Genomic DNA, 18,155 nt, shown 5'->3' on the forward strand with positions numbered 1-18,155 from the left:
AAGCGCCCGGCGATCCGCGCCGCCGTCCTCCCCCTGGCGGCGCGGATCGCGCAATTCTCGGCACCGGTTTGGGGAGGTCGGATTTTAGACCCCGGAGTTTCCAGCCGCAGAGTTTCCAGCTTGAGGCTGGCGGCAAGCCGTGCCTTGATGCAGTTGGAGGAGCGATATGGCATTCGAGGCGGCACTCGGCATGGAACGGCTTTGCACCATCCGTGAGATTGCGAAAAAGGCGGAACTCGGCGCCGCCACCGTGCATCGCGCGCTGAAGAACAGCCGCGAGGTCCATCCCGAAACCAGGCGGCTGGTGCTCGAGACAGTCTGCCTTCTCAACGAAGAGAAGATCGCCCGCGCAGCCAGGTTCGTCGGAGACTAGACTTTGGGCGACCACATGCGCCTTTCCCTCGACATCATGTCGGTCGACCGCGCCTCGGACGAGCCGATGCACCGGCAGATCTATGGCGCCTTGCGGCGCTTCATCCTCGACGGCCAGATCCAGCAGAACACGCTTTTGCCCTCGACCCGCTCTCTGGCTGAGGATCTGAAAGTCGGCCGCAACACGGTGATTGCCGCCTACGATCAGCTGCTCGCCGAAGGTTTCATCGAGGCGCGCGCCGGATCCGGCACCTGGGTAGCGCCGATCCAGCAGAAGCGCCCGCCGGCCTCGCTGCGGGCCGGTCTCGCCGCTCCGCAAAAGCTCTCGCGGCGCGGCCAGACCATCGTCAACGGCCCGCAGCCACCGCGCAATGCCGGCGTCATCAACTTCCATCCCGGGGTGCCGGAAACGGCATCCTTCCCCTTCACCATCTGGTCGAGCCTTCTGGTGCGCAATGCGCGCAGCCGTGACGAGAACCTGCTTGGCTATCTCTCCTTTGCCGGCCATCCCGGCCTGCGCCAGGCCATCGCCTCAACCATCAGCCTGTCGCGCGGCATCAACTGCACCGCCGACCAGGTCATCATCGTCACCGGCGCGCAGGCGGCGCTCGACCTCGCCTCGCGCGTGCTGATGGACGAAGGCGACCATGTCTGGATGGAGGAGCCCGGCTATCTCGGCGCCAAGAGCGCCTTCCTCGCCAGCGGCGCCAGGCTCGCGCCGTTGAAGGTCGACCGGCACGGCTGGCACCTCGCCGACCCCGAGCTGCCGCCGCCAAGGCTGATCTATGTGACGCCGTCCTGCCAGTGGCCGTTCGGCACCATCATGCGCATCGAGGAGAGGCTGCAGCTGCTCGACATCGCCGAGCGCCACGGCGCCTGGATCGTCGAGGACGATTATGACGGCGAGTACCGTTTTCGTGGCCGGCCCGTGCCGGCTTTGCGCGGTCTCGATCACGCCGACCGCGTCGTCTATATCGGCTCCTTCGGCAAGACGCTGATCCCGGCGCTGCGCATCGGCTATCTCATCGTGCCGCGCGAACTGTCGGTGCCCTTCGACCGCGCCGTCTCCATCACCGGCCAGTTCGCGCCGCTGATCCTGCAGGCCACGGTCAACGACTTCATCACGCAAGGCTACTTCGCCACGCATCTGAAGCGCATGCGCCGGCTCTATGCGCGCCGGCAGGCCAATTTCGTCAAGCTTTGCCAGGAACATTTGTCTGAATGGCTGGCAGTGACCGAGAACGATTCCGGCATGCAGCTGCTGGCCAGTTTCACCAGGCCCTACAAGGACAGCGACGTCGTCGCCGCCGCCGTCAAGGAAGGGCTCGACGTGCAAGGCATTTCCATCAACTATCATTCGAGCGAGCCGGAGCATGGCCTGCTCTTGGGCTATGCCGCGATGGACGAGCGCCAGATCCTGCGCGCCGTGCTGGCGTTACGTGCCGCCTTTACGCGGCTGGACAGGCAGTAGGCCGGCCCAGAGCGCCGTGTTTCAGTTCACACTATCGAACTTCTGCAGATCTACTGGGGCTGCCTTGCGCACCTCGACATCGTCCAGCGAGGCGTTTTCCAGCGCCACGCGGGCTGCCGCGTCGATGTTGTGGATCATATCAGCAATATCGGCATCGCCATGCGCCGGGTTCATTGCCACCATCACCGTGCGGTTGAGGATGTCGAGCGACCCCTTGCCGAGATCGTCGGCGTACGTCAGCCGCAAGCCCTTGTTTTCCGACAGAGTGTAGGGATTGAGCGCCGGGTGGTGCGCGCCTTCATGCATCAGCACCTGGTCCCATTGGGTAAAATTGTGGCGACCGGTCTTGCCGGCAATGACGCTCGGAATGGTCTTGGAAAAAGTCTGCGCCGCCTGTTCGCTGGGCAGGAGATACATCACCTGCGCCGCGCAATCGTCGTCCGGGCTGTTCATCGGCGATGGCGTCAGGCCGAGGTTGCCGAGATGGCGCGTGCCGGCCAGCACCTTCTTCTTCTCCGCCCGCATCGCCTCGATGATGCCGTCGAGACGGTCGAGCTGGACGTTGAGCATGGCTCCCATCAGTTCCGAGGCCCGCGCGCCGATACCGGCGAACGGCTTGATGCTGTCATTGCGGCCCTGCCAGTAGAAATGGCATGGGTCAATGGCGCAGCGCGCCCGCTCCGCCACCTTCGGATCGCTGGTGGCGATGCCGCCGCCTTCGCCCGAAGTCATGTTCTTGAAGTAGTTGAAGGAGTAGGCGCCGGCATGGCCGATCGAGCCAAGCTTCCTGCCCTCATAGCCGCCGCCAATGCCCTGGCAGACATCTTCCAGAACCAGCAGGCCGCGTTTTTTGGCGATCTCCATGATGGCATTCATATTGCAGGCGGCACCCCACATATGCACCGGGATGACCGCCTTGGTGCGCGGACCGATGGCATCGCGCAGCGCTGCCGGATCGATGGTCAGGCTCTCGTCGATATCGACGATGACCGGAATGGCGCCGACCGAGAGCACGGCGGCGGCTGTCGCCATATAAGTGTGCGCCGGCACCAGCACTTCATCGCCAGGCCCGATGCCGAGCCCGATCAGGCCGGCGGCGAGGCCATAGGTGCCACTGGCGGCCAGCGCGAAATGCTCGACGCCGAGATGCCTGGCATAGCGGGCCTCGAAGCGATTGCACTCGCTGTTGTCGCCGTAGCGGAACAGCGCGCCCGAGCGGATCACCCTGGCAATGGCTTCGATCTCTTCTTCGCCGGCAGTGTACATGGCAGCTCTCCACATCGCTTGATGGTGTGAAAGCTCTACGCTTGCCGGCGCTGTTTGAAAGAACCACTCCGCCGCGATCGGACCAAGCCATCCCGGCTGCGCGAGGACGCGTTTGACGCCGAATGTGGGCATAACGAATGAAATCGGCATTCCACAATGCAGGTCCCGGGGAAAAATCGTACCCATCCGAATTCGCTGAAGTGGCCCTGTCGGAAAGCCGGCTTTGGGCGTTCCATCGCGTCCAGTTGGGCAAACGGTCGGTTCCATGCAGCACGGGACACACTTTGGAAAACCCTCGCAACCGGCGTGCCGGCAAGACGGTGGCCGTTCATGAATGCCCCCATGAATGCCCAAAGGCGACAGCTTGTGCTGCATGAAGACGATGTCGGCATGTGCCATGGCGCCAACAGCGCCTTCCTCGAACTGACCGGGCTGGGCGCCTGCAGCTCCGGCGCGGTGATGGTGCCTTGCCCGTGGTTCCCCGAGATGGCCGAAGCGGCAGCCGCGGACCCTGCCCTCGATCTCGGCGTCCACCTGACGCTGAACAGCGAAAAGCAACACTACAAATGGCGCCCGTTGACCTCGCCGTCGCGCGCGGCCGGCCTGACCGACGAGTTCGGCTATTTCTGGCCTGATGTCGCGACCACCCGCCGCAAGGCGGCACCACAAGCGGTCGAGACCGAGCTGCGCGCCCAGATCGACACCGCCTACCGTGCCGGCATCGACGTCACCCATCTCGACGCCCATATGGGCGCGGCCCTGTCGCCCGAGTTCTGCGACGTCTACATCAGGCTCGGGCTGGAATACCGACTGCCGGTGCTGCTGACCAAAACCCTGTCGGCCTATTCGCCCAACGACAATCTGGTCGGCGTCACCGAAGCGGCATTCCAGCGCGGCGTCGCCGAGGCCCGCGCCAAAGGTTTTGTCATCTTCGACGCCGCCATCCAGACGACATGGGGCCGCCCGCGGTCGAAGCCGATAGAGCCTGCCTACAAGGCGCTGGTCGAAGGCGTGCGTGAAGGCCTGACCTTCTTCTGCCTGCATTTCAACACGCCGGGCGAGCTCGAGTTGATCGAGCCGCGCTCCGCCTACATCCGCACCGAGGAATATGAGCTGTTCCGTGACCAGAATTTTCGCGACTGGCTCGACGCACAGGACATCGACATCATCGGCATGAAGCCGTTGCGCGAAGAGCTTCGTGCAAGGCTTGGAAGATCGACACCGGCAAAGGCCCGCAAAGCGGCCACCCGGTCAGCGCTATAAGCCGATCCTTCGGCCTGCGGCGCAAAGAGGGAATTGGAACTGCAACGACAATGGGAGAATGACATGAAGACCGTTCTGAAACTGGCGCTCGGCGCGCTTGTCTCGATGAGTATGCTGGCGGGCGTCGCGCAGGCGGCCGGCCTGAAGGACCCGAAAGATGTCCGCATCACCTTCGTGGTGCATGGTTCGGCCTCCGATCCCTACTGGTCGGTGGTCAAGCGCGGCGTCGACGATGCGGCCGCACTCACCGGCGCCAAGGTCGAATATTACGCGCCGCAAGTCTTCGACGTGGTCGAGCAATCCCGCCTGCTCGATGCGGCGATCGCCACCAATCCCGACGGCATCGCCGTCTCCATTGCCGACGCCAATGCGCTCGGCAAATCGGTCAAGGCGGGTCTCGCCGCAAACATCCCGATGGTGGTTCTGGATTCCGGCGAGAAGGAAGGCGCAGAGCTCGGGACGACCATGTATGTCGGCACGGTCTCCGAATATGATTCCGGCAAGAAGGCCGGCGAACGCCTGGCCAAGGACGGCACGCTCAAGGTCGTCTGCATCAACCACGAGGTCGGCAACGTCAGCCTCGACCAGCGCTGCCAGGGCTTGAATGACGGGCTGAAGCCTTCCGGCGGCGGCACCGAAGTCCTGACCGTGTCACCCGATCCGGCCGACATCCAGCGTCGCACCGAAGCCTATCTGTCGGCGCATCCCGACACCCAGGCCGTGTTCGCCCTCGGCGCCACTGCCGCCAATCCGCTGATCCCGTTCTTCCGGCAGAAGGAACTGTTCGGCAAGATCAAGCTCTACACGTTCGACATCAGCCCCGAAGTTCTGGATTCCGTCGTCGCCGGCGAAATGGGCTTCGGCATGGACGCCCAGCAATATCTGATGGGCTATTTGCCGGTGATCTATCTCGTCGAGCACGCCACGCACGGCTTCTGGCCGCAGAACAACGCCTATACCGGCCCGCTGTTCATCGACTCACCCGACAAGGCCAAGGCGATCCTGGCGCTCGCCAAGGACGGCATCCGCTAAAGCAATTCCAGGAGAAGTGTGAAGCGGTTTTCCGTCCGGAACTGCGCAAAACAAGAGAAACGGTGAAACGCTCCAGGCAAGAAACCAAACGGATCGGGGAGCCGCCATGCGCTCCCCGATCTCTGGTCGACATTGCGAAGTGAGCGATTGGGGAGCCTAATGGCAGCCGTGGAAGACAAGGCGATACCTTCAGAAGGGCCGGTCAAGGACCGTTTCGGCATGACGTCGAAGCGAGCCGCCGGCGCCGATGAACGGCTGGCCAGCACCGGCCGGCTGACGCAATGGCTGCGCCGGCCCGAAGCTGGTGCGGCCGGCGGCTTGATCGCCACCATCATCATCTTCGCCCTGCTGCCGGGAGCATCGAACCTCTATTCGCTGCAGGGGTCGATGACCTTCCTGACGCTGGCGGCCGAACTTGGCATCATCGCCACGGCCGCAGCCCTCCTCATCATCGCCGGCGAATTCGATCTCTCGGTCGGCTCGATGGTCGGCTTCGCCGGCGTCGTCATCGGGCTGACGGTCAAATACTGGGGCCTGCCGCTGTGGGGCGGCATCGCCTGCGCCTTCGCGGTCGCCATCCTCACCGGCTACGTCAATGGCCTGATCGTGGTGAAGACCCGCCTACCCTCCTTCATCGTCACGCTGGCCTCGCTCTATATCCTGCGCGGCCTGTCGATCGGCATCACCCGCGCCGTCACCGGCCGCACGCAGATCCCATACATCCTCGACGGCGCGCCGGACCCGGCCACCGCCGGCCTGTTCAACGGCCATCTCCTGACCGGCTTCTTCCACTGGATGGGTACGCAAGGCTGGATCGCCACCCGCACCGACGGCATTCCCTTTGTCGTCGGCATTCCGATGTCGATCGTCTGGTGGCTCGGCCTGACCGCGCTCGCCGGTTATGCCCTGACCCAGACCAAGTTCGGCAACTGGATCTTCGCCACCGGCGGCGACCTCAATGCCGCCCGCAATGTCGGCGTGCCGGTCGACCGGGTAAAGATCGCGCTGTTCATCTACACCGCCTGTGCCGCGACCTTGCTGGCCACCATCCAGGTCATGGAGGCCGGCTCAGCCGACACCACGCGCGGCCTGCTCAAGGAATTCGAGGCCATCATCGCCGCGGTCATCGGCGGCGTGCTGCTCACCGGCGGCTACGGCACCGTCTATGGCGTGCTGTTCGGCGCACTGATCTTCGGCCTGGTGCAGATGGGCATCTTCTACACCGGCATCGACACCGACTGGTTCAAGGTCTTCCTCGGCATCGTCATCCTTATGGCGGTGCTGGTCAACAACTACATCCGCCTCAAGGCGCTCGGACGCGGAGGCGGCAAATGACCCAAGCCATTCAGCCAGCCATGGAACTGCGCGGTGTGTCCGTCAATTTCGGTTCGGTGCGCGCGCTGCAGGACATCGACATCAAGGTCTATCCCGGAGAGGTGCACTGCCTGCTCGGCGACAACGGCGCCGGGAAGTCGACACTGATCAAGGTGCTCTCGGGCGTGCATCGGCCGAGCAAGGGCGAGATTTTCGTCGACGGCAAGCAGGTCGCCTTCCGCAGCCCGCGCGACGCGCAGGACCTCGGCGTCGCAACCGTGTTCCAGGACCTCGGCATGATCTCGCTGATGTCGATCACCCGCAATTTCTTCCTCGGCCGCGAGCCGACGAAGAGCAGTCTGCCCTTCTCGCGCATCGACAAGGAGCGCGCCAACACAATAGCCCGCCAGGCCATGGCCGACATCGGCATTGACGTGCGCGACCCGACACAGGCCGTCGGCACGCTGTCGGGCGGCGAGCGCCAATCGGTGGCCATCGCGCGCGCCGTGCATTTCGGCGCCAAAGTGCTTATCCTCGACGAGCCGACTTCGGCGCTCGGCGTCCATCAGGCGGCAATGGTGCTGAAGTTCATCATCGAGGCGCGCATGCGCGGACTGGCGGTAATCTTCATCAGCCACAACATCCATCACGCCTACCCCGTCGGCGACACTTTCACGCTGCTCAACCGCGGCCGCAATCGCGGCACCTACGCCAAATCAGAGATTTCGCGAGACGAGGTGATTTCGATCATGTCGGGGGGCGAGGATCTGAAAGCGGTCGAGGCGGAGATCGCCGGCCTGTTGGCGCAGATCGGCAACCGGCCATCGGCGGCGCCGTGACGTTTCAGACCATCAAGAGAGACATTGCATGAGCAGGATACGGGTCGGCGTCATCGGCGCCGGCATGATTTCGCAGGTCGAGCATATTCCAAACCTGTTGCGGCTCGGCGATTTGTTCGAATTGGTCGGCGTCGCCGATCCGTCGAAGGTCTCGCGGCAGTTTGTTACCGACACTCACGGCATTGGCAACTTCGAAACGCCGGAGCAGCTGTTCGACCAGAAGCTCGACGCCGTCGTCATCGGCTCGCCCGACCCGCTGCATCACGAGCAGGTGCTGGCCGGACTCCAGCGCGGCCTGCATGTCTTCTGCGAAAAGCCGCTCTGCTATTCACCGGAGGAGATCGCCGAGATCGTTGCCGCACGCGATAAGGCCAGCAAGGTCATGCAGGTAGGCTACATGAAGCGCTTCGATCCGAGCTACCGGCTGGCGCTGACCTCGCTGCCCGGCACCGCGAAGACGCTGCGTTCCGTCTCGGTCGAGGTCAACGATCCCGATGCCTGGCCCTTCATCGCCCACCAGCGCTATATCAGAGGCAACGACATTCCCAAGGACCTGATTGCTGCCTCGCAAGGCAAGCAGAAACAACAGGTCGAGCGCGCCATCGCCCAGCCTCTGACCGATCTCGCTTTCCGTGGATTTACCGGCGCTTACAGCTCCGCCTTGATTCACGATGTGAATGCCGTGCATGGCCTGCTCGACGCGCTCGGCGTGCCCGATGGCGAGGTCGTCGGCGCGCAGATCTTCGCCAATGGCGATGGCGGACAAGGCGCGATGAAACTGCTGGACGGCCAGGCGCTCTGGACCATGACTCATCTCACCGTGCCGAAGCTCGCCGACTATAAGGAGCGCATCACGCTGTTCTTCGACGATGCCAGCCTCGAGCTCGAATTCCCCTCGCCCTGGCTCAACCATCATCCGACCCGGCTGACGGTGAAGACGTCGGACGGCCATACGCTTTCGACACGCGACCTGCGCGCCGGCTACGGCGAAGCCTTTGTCGAGGAGATGCGCGGCTTCTGGGGCGCGATCGTCTACGGTGACGAAGTCGTCAATCCGCCCGAGCACGCCGCGCGCGACCAGGCGCTGCTGATCGCGCTGACAAGACGGCATTTAGCCGGATAGCCTGCAGGCTGATCCCGCTTTTAGCGGGAGTTGATAACGCCGTCGGTATTGGCGAGCAGCTTGCGCACGGCATTGCGGGCCGCCTCCGGCCGCTGCAGCCGGATGGCTTTCTCGATCGCCTCGTGCAGCTGCTGTGCGTGCTGCAGATCGTCGAGTTCACGCGTCGTAAAGGTGAACAGATGATCGAAGGCAGATTCGATCAGCACGCCGAGCGGCACCAGCAGATCGTTGCCGGAGGCGCGCAATATGGCGAGATGAAAGCGGGTGTCGGCGCGCGCGCGTTCCTGCAGGCTGGTCGCCTCGCCCATCTCGCGGCAGGCCTGGCTGATCTCGGCCATCTGCTCCTCGGTGCGCCGCATGGCGGCGAACGCTGTCGCTTCCGGCTCGATGATGTGGCGGAACTCTTGCACCGTTTTCAGGAACACTTCGCGGTCGGGCGAGGTCGCATACCAGGCCAGCACATCGCGGTCGAGCAGGTTCCAGCGCTCCCTGGGTTCAACCCAACTGCCGATCTTGGGGCGTGATGCCAAAAGGCTTTTGGCCATCAGCATCTTGATCGCTTCGCGCACCGCCGAGCGGCTGACGTTGAAGGTTTCCGACCATTTGGCTTCATTGGGCAGGATGGTGCCCGGCGGATAATCGCCGCGCACGATCCGAAGCCCGATTTCGCTGGCCAGCGACGCATGCACGCTGGAGCCGGGCACCCGGGTTGCGTCGGCCCGACGAAGCGCCGCCGGGCGCTCGGCGGCCGCCGCCTTGTCGGGCTTCTTTCCCTTATTCGGCTTTCCGTCCCTCATGCGTCCACAAAGTCCGGATTTCGAAAGCTGTCAAGCAGAGGAAAGGGCGTTGGCGGCAAAGCCTGAGGCTGTGCACAGATCAGGTTACAACCTTGCCTCCAAAGCCCTATTTGCCAGCCTATTTGACGTATTTGCGCCAGCTGTGTTCGGGACGGAAGCCGAGCATGTCCCTGGCCTTGCGGTTGGAGAGCAGCGTCTCATATTCGCCGAGCTCCGCCTTGACCGGCACATTGGGGTAAAACCGCTTCAACAGCTCGGCCGTCGGCAGGTCGGACGAGGTGTCGTCATTGGCGGCGTTGAAGACCTGAAAGCCGAGACCGTCCTTTTCCACCGCGCGCAGCGTGATCTGGCCGAGGTCGCGGGCATCGACATAGCTCCAGGCGATACGCTTGCGGAAACCCGGATCGGCGAACCACTTCGGAAACAGCGAATATTCATGCGGTTCGATGACGTTGCCGATGCGCAGCGCATAGATGTCGGTGCCGTTGCGCTGCGCAAAGGCGCGCGCCGTGTGTTCGTTGACGACCTTGGACAGCGCATAGCTGTCCATCGGATCGACGTCGTATTCTTCGTCGAGCGGGAAATATTTGGGGTCGCGCGGTTCGTTGGCGAACACCACACCATAGGTCGTCTCGCTGGATGCGATCACCACCTTCTTGATGCCGAGCTTCACTGCCGCTTCGATGACATTGTAGGTGCCCATCGCATTGATGCGGAACACCTCATTGTCGGGCGTGATCATGATGCGCGGGATGGCGGCGAAATGCACAACGGCATCGACCGGCTGCGAGCGCAGCGACGGGTCGAATTCATGCAGGCCCATATAGCTCGTCAGCGCGTTGAACACTTGGCCGCTGTCGGTGATGTCGGTGATCAGCGTGCGCACCTTGGGATTGTCGAGCGGTTTGGTGTCGATGTTGAGCACCTGGCAGCCCTGCTCGACCAGATATTGCACGACATGGCGCCCGGCCTTGCCACTGCCGCCGGTGAACATGATCCGCTTCGTCATTTTCGTCTCCAATGCCTAGGATTCCTGTGTATTGTCAGACAATATGGCATTCCGCAACCACCCTCGCCGGCAAAACGGCGGCGCCAGATATCAATCATTGCAACAGGACTTCAAGACATGACCACGACTGCCGCGAGCGAAAAGATCGGCTTCATCGGCCTTGGCCTGATGGGGCACGGCATCGCCAAGAACATCGTCGACAAGGGCTACAAGCTGACCTTCCTTGGCCGCAAGAACCGCAAGCCGGCGGAAGACCTGCTAGGCCGCGGCGCCAAGGAAGCAGCAACCTCGCGCGACGTGGCGGCGGCGTCCGATATCGTCTTCATCTGCGTCACCGGCTCGCGCGAGGTCGAAGCCATCATCCGCGGCCCCGGCGGCCTGAAGGAGGGCCTGAAGAAGGGCTCGGTCGTCGTCGACTGCTCGACCTCCGATCCGGTCTCGACCGTGGCGCTGGCGGCGGAACTCAAGGAGATCGGCGTAGACTTTGTCGACGCGCCGCTGAGCCGCACTCCGAAGGAAGCCTGGGAAGGCACGCTTGACGCCATGGTCGGCGCGCCCGACGCGCTCTTTGCGCGTGTGAAGCCTGTCATCGAAACCTGGGCCGGGCGCATCGTCCACATCGGCAACACCGGCGACGGTCACCGTATGAAGCTGCTCAACAACTTCATCTCGCTGGGCTACGCCGCGATCTATTCCGAGGCGCTGGCGCTGGCCGAGAAGGTCGGCATCTCGCCGCCGCGTTTCGACAGCGTCATCCGCAACGGCCGCATGGATTGCGGCTTCTACCAGACCTTCATGCGCTGGACGCTGGAAGGCGACCGCGACGCGCACAAATTCACCATTGCCAACGCCTTCAAGGACCTGACCTATCTGGAATCGATGGCGGGTGCGGCCGGCATCGCCAATCCGCTCGGCAACGCCACCAAGAATTCCTTCGCCGGCGCCCACGCTACCGGGCCGGCCGAGCAGTTCGTGCCGATGCTGGCCACGCATATCGCCAAAGTGAACGGCGTCGATCTCATGCCAAGCAAGGACGGCAAGAAGCAGACGATCTGATCAGCCGATCTCCCCCCGTGTGGGGAGATCGCGCTGCCTCACCGCCGCGCCTTGCCGATCCCCTCATCCGTATTGGCCAGCAACTTTCGCACCGCGTTGCGGGCCGCGTCGGGCCGCTGCAGGCGGATGGCCTTCTCGATCGCTTCGTGCAGCTTCTGGGCGTGCTGCTGGTCGCTGACCTGTATGGTCGTGAAGACGAAGAGATGGTCGAGCGCCGATTCGATCAGCACGCCGAGCGGTACCAAAAGATCGTTGCCGGAGGCGCGTAGGATCGTGAGATGAAAGCGCGTATCGGCGCGGATACGCTGCTGCAGGCTCAGCGCCTCGCCCATTTCCCGGCAGGCCTGGCTGATCTCGGCCATCTGCTCGTCGCTGCGTCGCATCGCGGCAAAGGCGCTGGCTTCCGGTTCTATGATGTGACGGAACTCCTGCACCGTGCGCAGGAACGCCTCCCGGTCCGGCCCGGTCGCATACCAGGCCAGCACATCGCGGTCGAGCAGGTTCCAGCGTTCCCTGGGCTCGACCCAGCTGCCGATCTTGGGCCGTGAAGCCAGCAGGCTTTTGGCCATCAGCATTTTGATGGCTTCGCGCACCGCCGAGCGGCTGACGTTGAACATCTCCGCCCATTTGGCTTCGTTTGGCAGGATGGCGCCTGGCGGATAGTCGCCGCGCACGATCCGAAGCCCGATCTCGTTGGCCAGCGAGGCGTGTACACTGGAGCCGGGGGGCCAGGCCGTATCCGGTCGTCGAACAGCGGTGGCAACCGGGCCGGCCGGCGCATCTATCCTGGCGGATCGCCTTCTTGGTATGTCGTCCGGCATCGTCGGCATCGGCAATTTGTCGCAGGGAAACCGTCCGGAATTGTCCGTGCCCTTCGCCGAAAGCAAGACGCATGAGCCCGTCAAAGCCGGAGCTGCCGCCCCGACAATGTTGCCTGTCCTTGTCCCTGAGGAAAATGACGGGGCGCCCTCAAAGGACGCCCCGGTATCGCCGACTATTTCTGGATGCAGGTGTCGACCGTATCCTTGGTGCATTCGTCGAGGCCGGTGAATACCGGATCGGCGACGGCCTTGCCTTCGATGAGATCGATCATCACCGACGGCGCCTTGTAGCCCATTTCGAACGGCCGCTGGCCAACCAGTGCGGTGACGAGGCCGTCCTTGGCGATCGCCACTTCGTCGCCGATCGTGTCGGCGGCGCCGATGACGAAATCATTGCTGGCGATGCGGTCCTTGAGCGGCCCGAACAGGTCGCGATAGGGCTGCGGGGCGCCGAACAACGGCCAGCCGCCCATGATGCCGAACGCATCGAGCTTCGGGTTGGCGGCGAGGATGTCGGTCATCGCCTGCACGCCCTTGGCGCCATCGTCATTGGTGAACACCGGGCAGCCGGCGGCTTCAGTCCAGCCACCTTCGCCGGCGAGTGCCGCCAGGCCTTCCTTGCCCGACAGCGCATCACGCATGCCTTGCGCGCGGCGCAGGATGTTGTCGGCCGCCGGATTGCCTTCGATGGTGCAGATCGTGCCGCCGTTCGGCTTGCCCTTCTTGATGTACTCACCGATCTTGTGACCCATCAGATAGTTGTCGGTGCCGAGATAGGTCTTGCGAAGTGCTGCATCTTCCTTGGCTAGGTCGGCGTCGAGGGTCATGATCGGGATCGTCGGATTGGCGGTCTTGATCGTCTGCGCGATCAGTGGCGCGTTGGACGGCGAAATCGCCATCGCCACCGTGTCGGCCTTGCTCAGCATATCCTGCACGATCTGCGCCTCGCCGGCCTCGTCGGATGTCGACGCCGGGCCGGTGTAGAAGCACTCATACTCCGAGCTGGCGTTTTCCTTGTTCCACTTCTCGCAGCCCTGGTGGATGGCCTCGAAGAACGGATTGTCGAGACCTTTCACCACGATGACGAGCTGCTTCTTGGCCAAAGCCGGCCCGGCGCCCAGCGCCATGGCGGCGACGGCGGCAAGCAAAACTGTTTTCCTCATGTCAGTCCTCCCTTGGAAACAGACGGACACGACGTGCCCGCCACACGAACCAACCCGGAATACGGTGACAGAGGGTCGCTATGCGAGCGCTCTTGTCGGCAAGCCAGGTCGATAAGCATTTCATTTCGGTCAGCCGGTTCGAAAAGAAGCCGGCTGGCACCGATGCATTCCTGCGATCCCACACGCAAACCGGCACGGGGTCGGCAGGTTACTCCTCCGCCCTTCAGCTAATATCGGCTTGTGGCCAACGTCAATGGTATTTGTCCTACAAAACGGATTTTTAGATTCCGCCTGCCGATTGACGCCCGTGCAGTCATTTGCGTAAATGGAATTCAACATCGCTGTCCCGGGAGGAGCTGGGCGAGCGAGGCCGCGGGCAGAACCGGCGGTCTGAGCATGATCCCGAAAAGTGGGAACCGGTTTTCGGGAGAGATCATGCTCCAACAACAAAGTGTTGGATCTGGATGACGTTTCAACCAAACGTCATCCCAGATCCAAGTCACGGGGAGGCAAGAAGGCTGGTGGCGGTTCTCGAACTCACCAACATCTCGAAACATTTCGGCGCCATCCAGGCGGTCAACGACGTCTCGTTGTCCATCGAGCCGGGCCAGGTCGTCGGGCTGATGGGCGACAACGGCGCCGGCAAGTCGACGCTGGTCAAGATGATCGCCGGCAATTTCCGCCCGAGCCACGGCTCGATGCAGATGGACGGCAAGGAGCTGATCCTGCACAAGCCGGTGGAGGCGCGCCAGCACGGCATCGAGATCGTCCATCAGGATCTCGCGCTGTGCAACAACCTGACCGCCGCCGCCAACGTCTATCTCGGGCGCGAATTGCGTCGGGGCGTCGGCCCGTTCCGCATCCTCGATTACGCCGCCATGTACAAGCGCGCCGGGCAGATTTTTGCCGAGCTGAAATCGGAGACGCGGCCGCGCGACCTGGTCAAGCAGATGTCGGGCGGTCAGCGCCAGGCAGTGGCCATCGCCCGCACCATGCTGTCGCAAGCCAAGATCGTGCTGATGGACGAGCCGACGGCGGCGATCTCAGTCCGCCAGGTGGCCGAAGTGCTCAACCTGATCCGTCATCTTCGCGACCAGGGCATCGCTGTGGTGCTGATCAGCCACCGCATGCCCGACGTCTTCGACGTCGCCGACCGCGTCATCGTCATGCGGCGCGGCCGGAAAGTCGCCGACAAGAGGATCGCATCCAGTTCGCCCGAGGAAGTCACCGGGTTGATCACCGGCGCGATCGAACAAGTCTGATTAGGGGATAAAGGTCGACAAATGGCAGTCACGCTTGACCAGACGATCGCGCAGAAACAGCACAGCTTTTTCTCGCGCATGTTCGCCAGCCAGACCTTCTGGGTGGTGATCGCCGTCATCCTCGCCTGCATTTTCCTGTCGTTTGCCACCGACGCTTTTGCGACGCAGAAAAACCTCTACAACATCACCCGCAACATCACCTTCGTCGCCATCATCGCGCTCGGCATGACGTTCGTCATCATCACCGGCGGCATCGACCTGTCGGTCGGCTCGGTGCTGTGCCTGTCGTCGATGGTGCTGGCCGTCACCATGCATGCCGGCTATTCGATCGAAATCGGCATCCTCGCCTCGATCGCCACCGCGCTCGCCATCGGCGCCTTTAACGGCATATTGATTGCCTATCTCGGCTTTCCACCCTTTGTGGTGACGCTCGGCATGCTGTCGATCGCGCGCAGCCTTGCCATGGTCGCCTCCAACAACACCGTCGTCTTCCAGTTCGGCCCGGACCACGACAAGCTTCTGGCGCTGGGCGGCGGCGCCTGGGTGTTCGGCATCGCCAATCCGGTGCTCTACATGATCCTTCTGGCGCTGATCACCGGCTTCACGCTGCGCTGGACCAAATTCGGCCGGCATATCTTCGCCATTGGCGGCAATGAGCATGCGGCGACGCTGACCGGCGTTCCCGTCAAGCAGATCAAGGTCGCCGTCTATATGATCTCGGCGCTGGCGGCCGGCATTGCCGGCATCGTCCAGACTGGGTGGCTGGGCGCCGTCACCACCAATCTCGGCACCGGCATGGAACTGCAGGTGATCGCCGCCACCGTCATCGGCGGCGCCAATCTGGCCGGCGGCGTCGGCACAGCCTTCGGCGCCATAGTCGGCGCAGCACTCATCGAAGTGATCCGCAACAGCCTTGGCCTGCTCGGCATCAATGCCTTCTGGCAAGGTGTGTTCATCGGCGGCGCCATCCTGCTTGCGGTGCTGTTCGACCGCATCCGCAACTTCAGGCGCAATGACTGAACCTTCCGCTGGAAACCATTGCTTTGACATCGAAATCCCTGTTCGACCTTAGCGGCCGGCTGGCGCTGATCACCGGCTCCGGCCAAGGCATCGGCCTGGCGCTGGCGCGCGGCCTTGCCGAGCATGGCGCAAGTGTCGTGCTGAATGGCCGCGATGCCGGCAAGGTTGCCAATGCGGTGGCAGGTTTGCGCGATGCCGGCTTCACGGCGCACGCCTCGGCCTTCGACGTGACGGACTTTCGCGCCGTCGATGCGGATGTCGCCCGCATCGAGGCCGAGATCGGTCCGATCGACATCCTGATCAACAATGCCGGCATCCAATTTCGCGCTCCGCTTGAGGATTTTCCCGAAGAGCAATGGGAGCGGCTGTTCAAGACCAATGTCTCCGGCGCCTTCCATGCCGGCAAGGCGGTCGCCCGCAACATGATCGGGCGCGGAAAAGGCAAGATCATCAACATCGGTTCGGTGCAGAGCGAACTCGCCCGACCCAACATCGCGCCCTATACGGCGACCAAGGGCGCGATCCGCAACCTGACCCGTGGCATGTGCACCGACTGGGCGAAATACGGCTTGCAGATCAACGCCATCGCACCCGGCTATTTCCGCACCGAGATGAACCAGGCACTGGTCGACAACCAGGAATTCTCAGCCTGGCTGGAAAAGCGCACGCCTGCCGGCCGCTGGGGTTATGTCGACGAGCTGATCGGCGCCGCCGTGTTCCTGGCGTCGGACGCATCATCCTTCGTGAACGGCCACACGCTCTATGTCGACGGAGGCATGACGGCTTCGGTTTGAGGCACCCCTTGGCAAAACCCTATCGCTCAGTCTGAAAATCCGCTGCCGCGCATGGCAGCACACGGCTGCTTTGGCCCTGCGCCTTGACGGGAGCCCGAACTCAGCCGCACAATCCCGGGTGCAGGCGAAGGGAGGCCAGTCGTCTGCGGGAGGATATACCCATGACGGACGCGATCAGGCTCTATTGGGGCCGGTTCGGACATGTTTCTGTCCTGAATGTCGCCAGCGACTTCGTCACCCATGCTCATGTCGAGGCCCATATCATCATCTGGCTGGAAGGCACGGCGGGCGAGATGACCATCGGCCGCGAGACGGTGCGGCTGGGTCCAGGCACCGCCGCGGGGATCAACTCCTACCAGCCGCACAGCCATGTCCTGTCGCAGAATGGCAGGCCCGGCCTGTTCCTCGCCTTCTATATCGATCCAGACTGGGCGCGCCGGCGCCGCGACCTGCCATCATCAGCGCCGCTGTTTGCGCAGGCGGCGATCACGCTCGAACCCTGGCTCCACCAGGCCGCCGCCAATCTGCTCGATCATTTGAGCGACAATGAAAGCATCGACAACGTCGCCAATTACGAGATCGAGCGCTTCATCGATAGCGTGCTCGACGCCGCCGATGCCTCGGCGCCGCAGGAGGCGCGCATCCGCATCAACACCATGCAGGATTTCCGCGTCCGCAAGGCGATCCAGCTGATGAAGGCCAATGTCTGCGAGCGCATCTCGTTTGACGACGTGGCCCGCAGCGTCGGCCTGTCGCGCCCGCATTTCTTCGCCTTGTTCAAGGAACAGACGAATCTGACGCCCAACGTATACTGGAACACGCTGCGCATGGAGGAAGCCGTGCGGCAGCTGCAGTGGTCGCAGGAGCCGCTGATCTCGGTTGCGTGCAATCTCGGCTTCACCACCCAGGGCAATTTCTCGCGCTTCTTCCGCGACCATGTCGGCGTGCCGCCGACGCTCTACCGCGAGGCGGCTCGGGCCATGGCCTGAAGCGAAACGGCTGTTTTTTCAGACTCCTTGATAGGGCCACAAGACCCCTTGATAAGCGCCGAGCCGGCCGCCGCCCTACCCTTGAATGCGAATTTGATCGCAAGGGAACGAGCTCATGGTTGATGTCACGATATCCAGCGTCATCGACGCACCGGTCGAAAAGGTCTGGGCGCGCATTCGCGACTTCAACGGCCTGCCGGGCTGGCATCCACGCATGGTCGAGAGCCACATCGAGGACGGCAAAGACGCCGAAACCATTGGCTGCGTGCGCAATTTCGAGCTCGCCAGCGGCGCGCGTATTCGCGAAAAACTGCTCGACTTTTCCGACGAGAATTTCCGCGTTAGCTACTCCATCCTGGAGACGCCGCAGCCGCTGACCAATCACAAGGCGACGCTGCAATTGCGCCGGGTGACCGACGGCGACCGCACCTATGCCGAATGGACCGCGAGCTTCGATGCGGCACCCGAAGAGGCCGACAAGATTGCCGCCGGCATGGGCGCCAATGTCTTTCAGGGCGGCTTCAGCGCGCTGAAGAGCCACTTTTCCAGCCAGAGCTGAGTTCG

Annotated in this window: 18 protein-coding genes; 13 read left to right on the forward strand and 5 right to left on the reverse strand. The window is 63.1% G+C overall.

Annotated elements, in window-relative coordinates; translation table 11 throughout:
• Positions 1-166 precede the first annotated feature (166 nt).
• The gene (locus AC1D1N_RS09480; RefSeq protein WP_477348105.1) at positions 167-373 is read left to right on the forward strand and encodes a LacI family DNA-binding transcriptional regulator; all 207 of its coding nucleotides are present in this window, start codon (positions 167-169) and stop codon (positions 371-373) included.
• A 15-nt stretch (positions 374-388) separates the two neighbouring features.
• Positions 389-1,843, forward strand: a complete 1,455-nt coding sequence (mocR, locus tag AC1D1N_RS09485; RefSeq protein ID WP_436260705.1) for a rhizopine catabolism transcriptional regulator MocR — start codon at positions 389-391, stop codon at positions 1,841-1,843.
• Between the two features lie 21 nt (positions 1,844-1,864).
• Here the strand turns inward: mocR and AC1D1N_RS09490 are convergent, their stop codons facing one another.
• On the reverse strand, positions 1,865-3,109 hold the full coding sequence (locus AC1D1N_RS09490) for a DegT/DnrJ/EryC1/StrS family aminotransferase (RefSeq protein ID WP_477348107.1): 1,245 nt from the start codon (positions 3,107-3,109) through the stop codon (positions 1,865-1,867).
• Between the two features lie 342 nt (positions 3,110-3,451).
• Between AC1D1N_RS09490 and AC1D1N_RS09495 the strand changes: the two genes are divergently transcribed.
• The 5 genes from AC1D1N_RS09495 to AC1D1N_RS09515 all read left to right on the forward strand — a co-directional run bounded on the left by AC1D1N_RS09495 (position 3,452) and on the right by AC1D1N_RS09515 (position 8,680).
• Positions 3,452-4,372 carry a ChbG/HpnK family deacetylase gene (locus AC1D1N_RS09495; RefSeq protein WP_477348109.1) on the forward strand — a complete coding sequence of 307 codons (921 nt, stop codon included), beginning with the start codon at positions 3,452-3,454 and terminating at the stop codon, positions 4,370-4,372.
• Between the two features lie 63 nt (positions 4,373-4,435).
• Complete coding sequence (locus AC1D1N_RS09500) at positions 4,436-5,404, forward strand: rhizopine catabolism ABC transporter substrate-binding protein (protein WP_477348111.1); 969 nt, start codon at positions 4,436-4,438, stop codon at positions 5,402-5,404.
• A gap of 219 nt (positions 5,405-5,623) precedes the next feature.
• Positions 5,624-6,739 (forward strand): ABC transporter permease, encoded by a 1,116-nt coding sequence (locus AC1D1N_RS09505; protein WP_477348847.1) that lies wholly within the window; start codon positions 5,624-5,626, stop codon positions 6,737-6,739.
• Positions 6,736-7,557, forward strand: coding sequence for an ATP-binding cassette domain-containing protein (locus AC1D1N_RS09510; RefSeq protein ID WP_203278761.1), 822 nt, complete (start codon positions 6,736-6,738; stop codon positions 7,555-7,557). The genes AC1D1N_RS09505 and AC1D1N_RS09510 overlap by 4 nt, the downstream gene beginning before the upstream one ends.
• Positions 7,558-7,585: 28 nt before the next feature.
• Complete coding sequence (locus AC1D1N_RS09515; RefSeq protein ID WP_477348113.1) at positions 7,586-8,680, forward strand: Gfo/Idh/MocA family protein; 1,095 nt, start codon at positions 7,586-7,588, stop codon at positions 8,678-8,680.
• A gap of 20 nt (positions 8,681-8,700) precedes the next feature.
• On the opposite strand, the gene AC1D1N_RS09520 is transcribed toward AC1D1N_RS09515, so the two are convergent.
• Together AC1D1N_RS09520 and AC1D1N_RS09525 are read right to left on the reverse strand one after the other, a co-directional pair.
• The gene (locus AC1D1N_RS09520) at positions 8,701-9,477 is read right to left on the reverse strand and encodes a FadR/GntR family transcriptional regulator (RefSeq protein ID WP_477348115.1); all 777 of its coding nucleotides are present in this window, start codon (positions 9,475-9,477) and stop codon (positions 8,701-8,703) included.
• A 118-nt stretch (positions 9,478-9,595) separates the two neighbouring features.
• Positions 9,596-10,486 carry an NAD-dependent epimerase/dehydratase family protein gene (locus tag AC1D1N_RS09525; RefSeq protein ID WP_112560284.1) on the reverse strand — a complete coding sequence of 297 codons (891 nt, stop codon included), beginning with the start codon at positions 10,484-10,486 and terminating at the stop codon, positions 9,596-9,598.
• Positions 10,487-10,603: 117 nt separating this feature from the next.
• Between AC1D1N_RS09525 and AC1D1N_RS09530 the strand changes: the two genes are divergently transcribed.
• A complete protein-coding gene (locus AC1D1N_RS09530; RefSeq protein WP_477343010.1) occupies positions 10,604-11,542 on the forward strand; it encodes an NAD(P)-dependent oxidoreductase in 939 nt (312 codons plus the stop codon).
• Between the two features lie 38 nt (positions 11,543-11,580).
• Here the strand turns inward: AC1D1N_RS09530 and AC1D1N_RS09535 are convergent, their stop codons facing one another.
• Both AC1D1N_RS09535 and AC1D1N_RS09540 read right to left on the reverse strand, forming a co-directional pair.
• Positions 11,581-12,363 (reverse strand): FadR/GntR family transcriptional regulator, encoded by a 783-nt coding sequence (locus AC1D1N_RS09535; protein ID WP_352584325.1) that lies wholly within the window; start codon positions 12,361-12,363, stop codon positions 11,581-11,583.
• A 173-nt stretch (positions 12,364-12,536) separates the two neighbouring features.
• Positions 12,537-13,526 carry a sugar-binding protein gene (locus AC1D1N_RS09540; RefSeq protein WP_352583732.1) on the reverse strand — a complete coding sequence of 330 codons (990 nt, stop codon included), beginning with the start codon at positions 13,524-13,526 and terminating at the stop codon, positions 12,537-12,539.
• Between the two features lie 521 nt (positions 13,527-14,047).
• On the opposite strand from AC1D1N_RS09540, the gene AC1D1N_RS09545 reads away from it, so the two are divergent.
• The 5 genes from AC1D1N_RS09545 to AC1D1N_RS09565 all read left to right on the forward strand — a co-directional run bounded on the left by AC1D1N_RS09545 (position 14,048) and on the right by AC1D1N_RS09565 (position 18,150).
• A complete protein-coding gene (locus AC1D1N_RS09545; protein ID WP_112560281.1) occupies positions 14,048-14,788 on the forward strand; it encodes an ATP-binding cassette domain-containing protein in 741 nt (246 codons plus the stop codon).
• Between the two features lie 21 nt (positions 14,789-14,809).
• On the forward strand, positions 14,810-15,808 hold the full coding sequence (locus AC1D1N_RS09550) for an ABC transporter permease (protein WP_112560280.1): 999 nt from the start codon (positions 14,810-14,812) through the stop codon (positions 15,806-15,808).
• A gap of 23 nt (positions 15,809-15,831) precedes the next feature.
• Positions 15,832-16,602 (forward strand): SDR family oxidoreductase, encoded by a 771-nt coding sequence (locus tag AC1D1N_RS09555; RefSeq protein ID WP_436260713.1) that lies wholly within the window; start codon positions 15,832-15,834, stop codon positions 16,600-16,602.
• 161 nt (positions 16,603-16,763) lie between these two features.
• Positions 16,764-17,591, forward strand: coding sequence for a helix-turn-helix domain-containing protein (locus AC1D1N_RS09560; RefSeq protein ID WP_477348117.1), 828 nt, complete (start codon positions 16,764-16,766; stop codon positions 17,589-17,591).
• A gap of 115 nt (positions 17,592-17,706) precedes the next feature.
• Positions 17,707-18,150: an SRPBCC family protein gene (locus AC1D1N_RS09565; protein ID WP_477348119.1), complete on the forward strand. Its 444-nt coding sequence runs from the start codon at positions 17,707-17,709 to the stop codon at positions 18,148-18,150.
• Positions 18,151-18,155 lie beyond the last annotated feature (5 nt).

The organism is Mesorhizobium sp. P2_B5 (genome assembly GCF_056404775.1).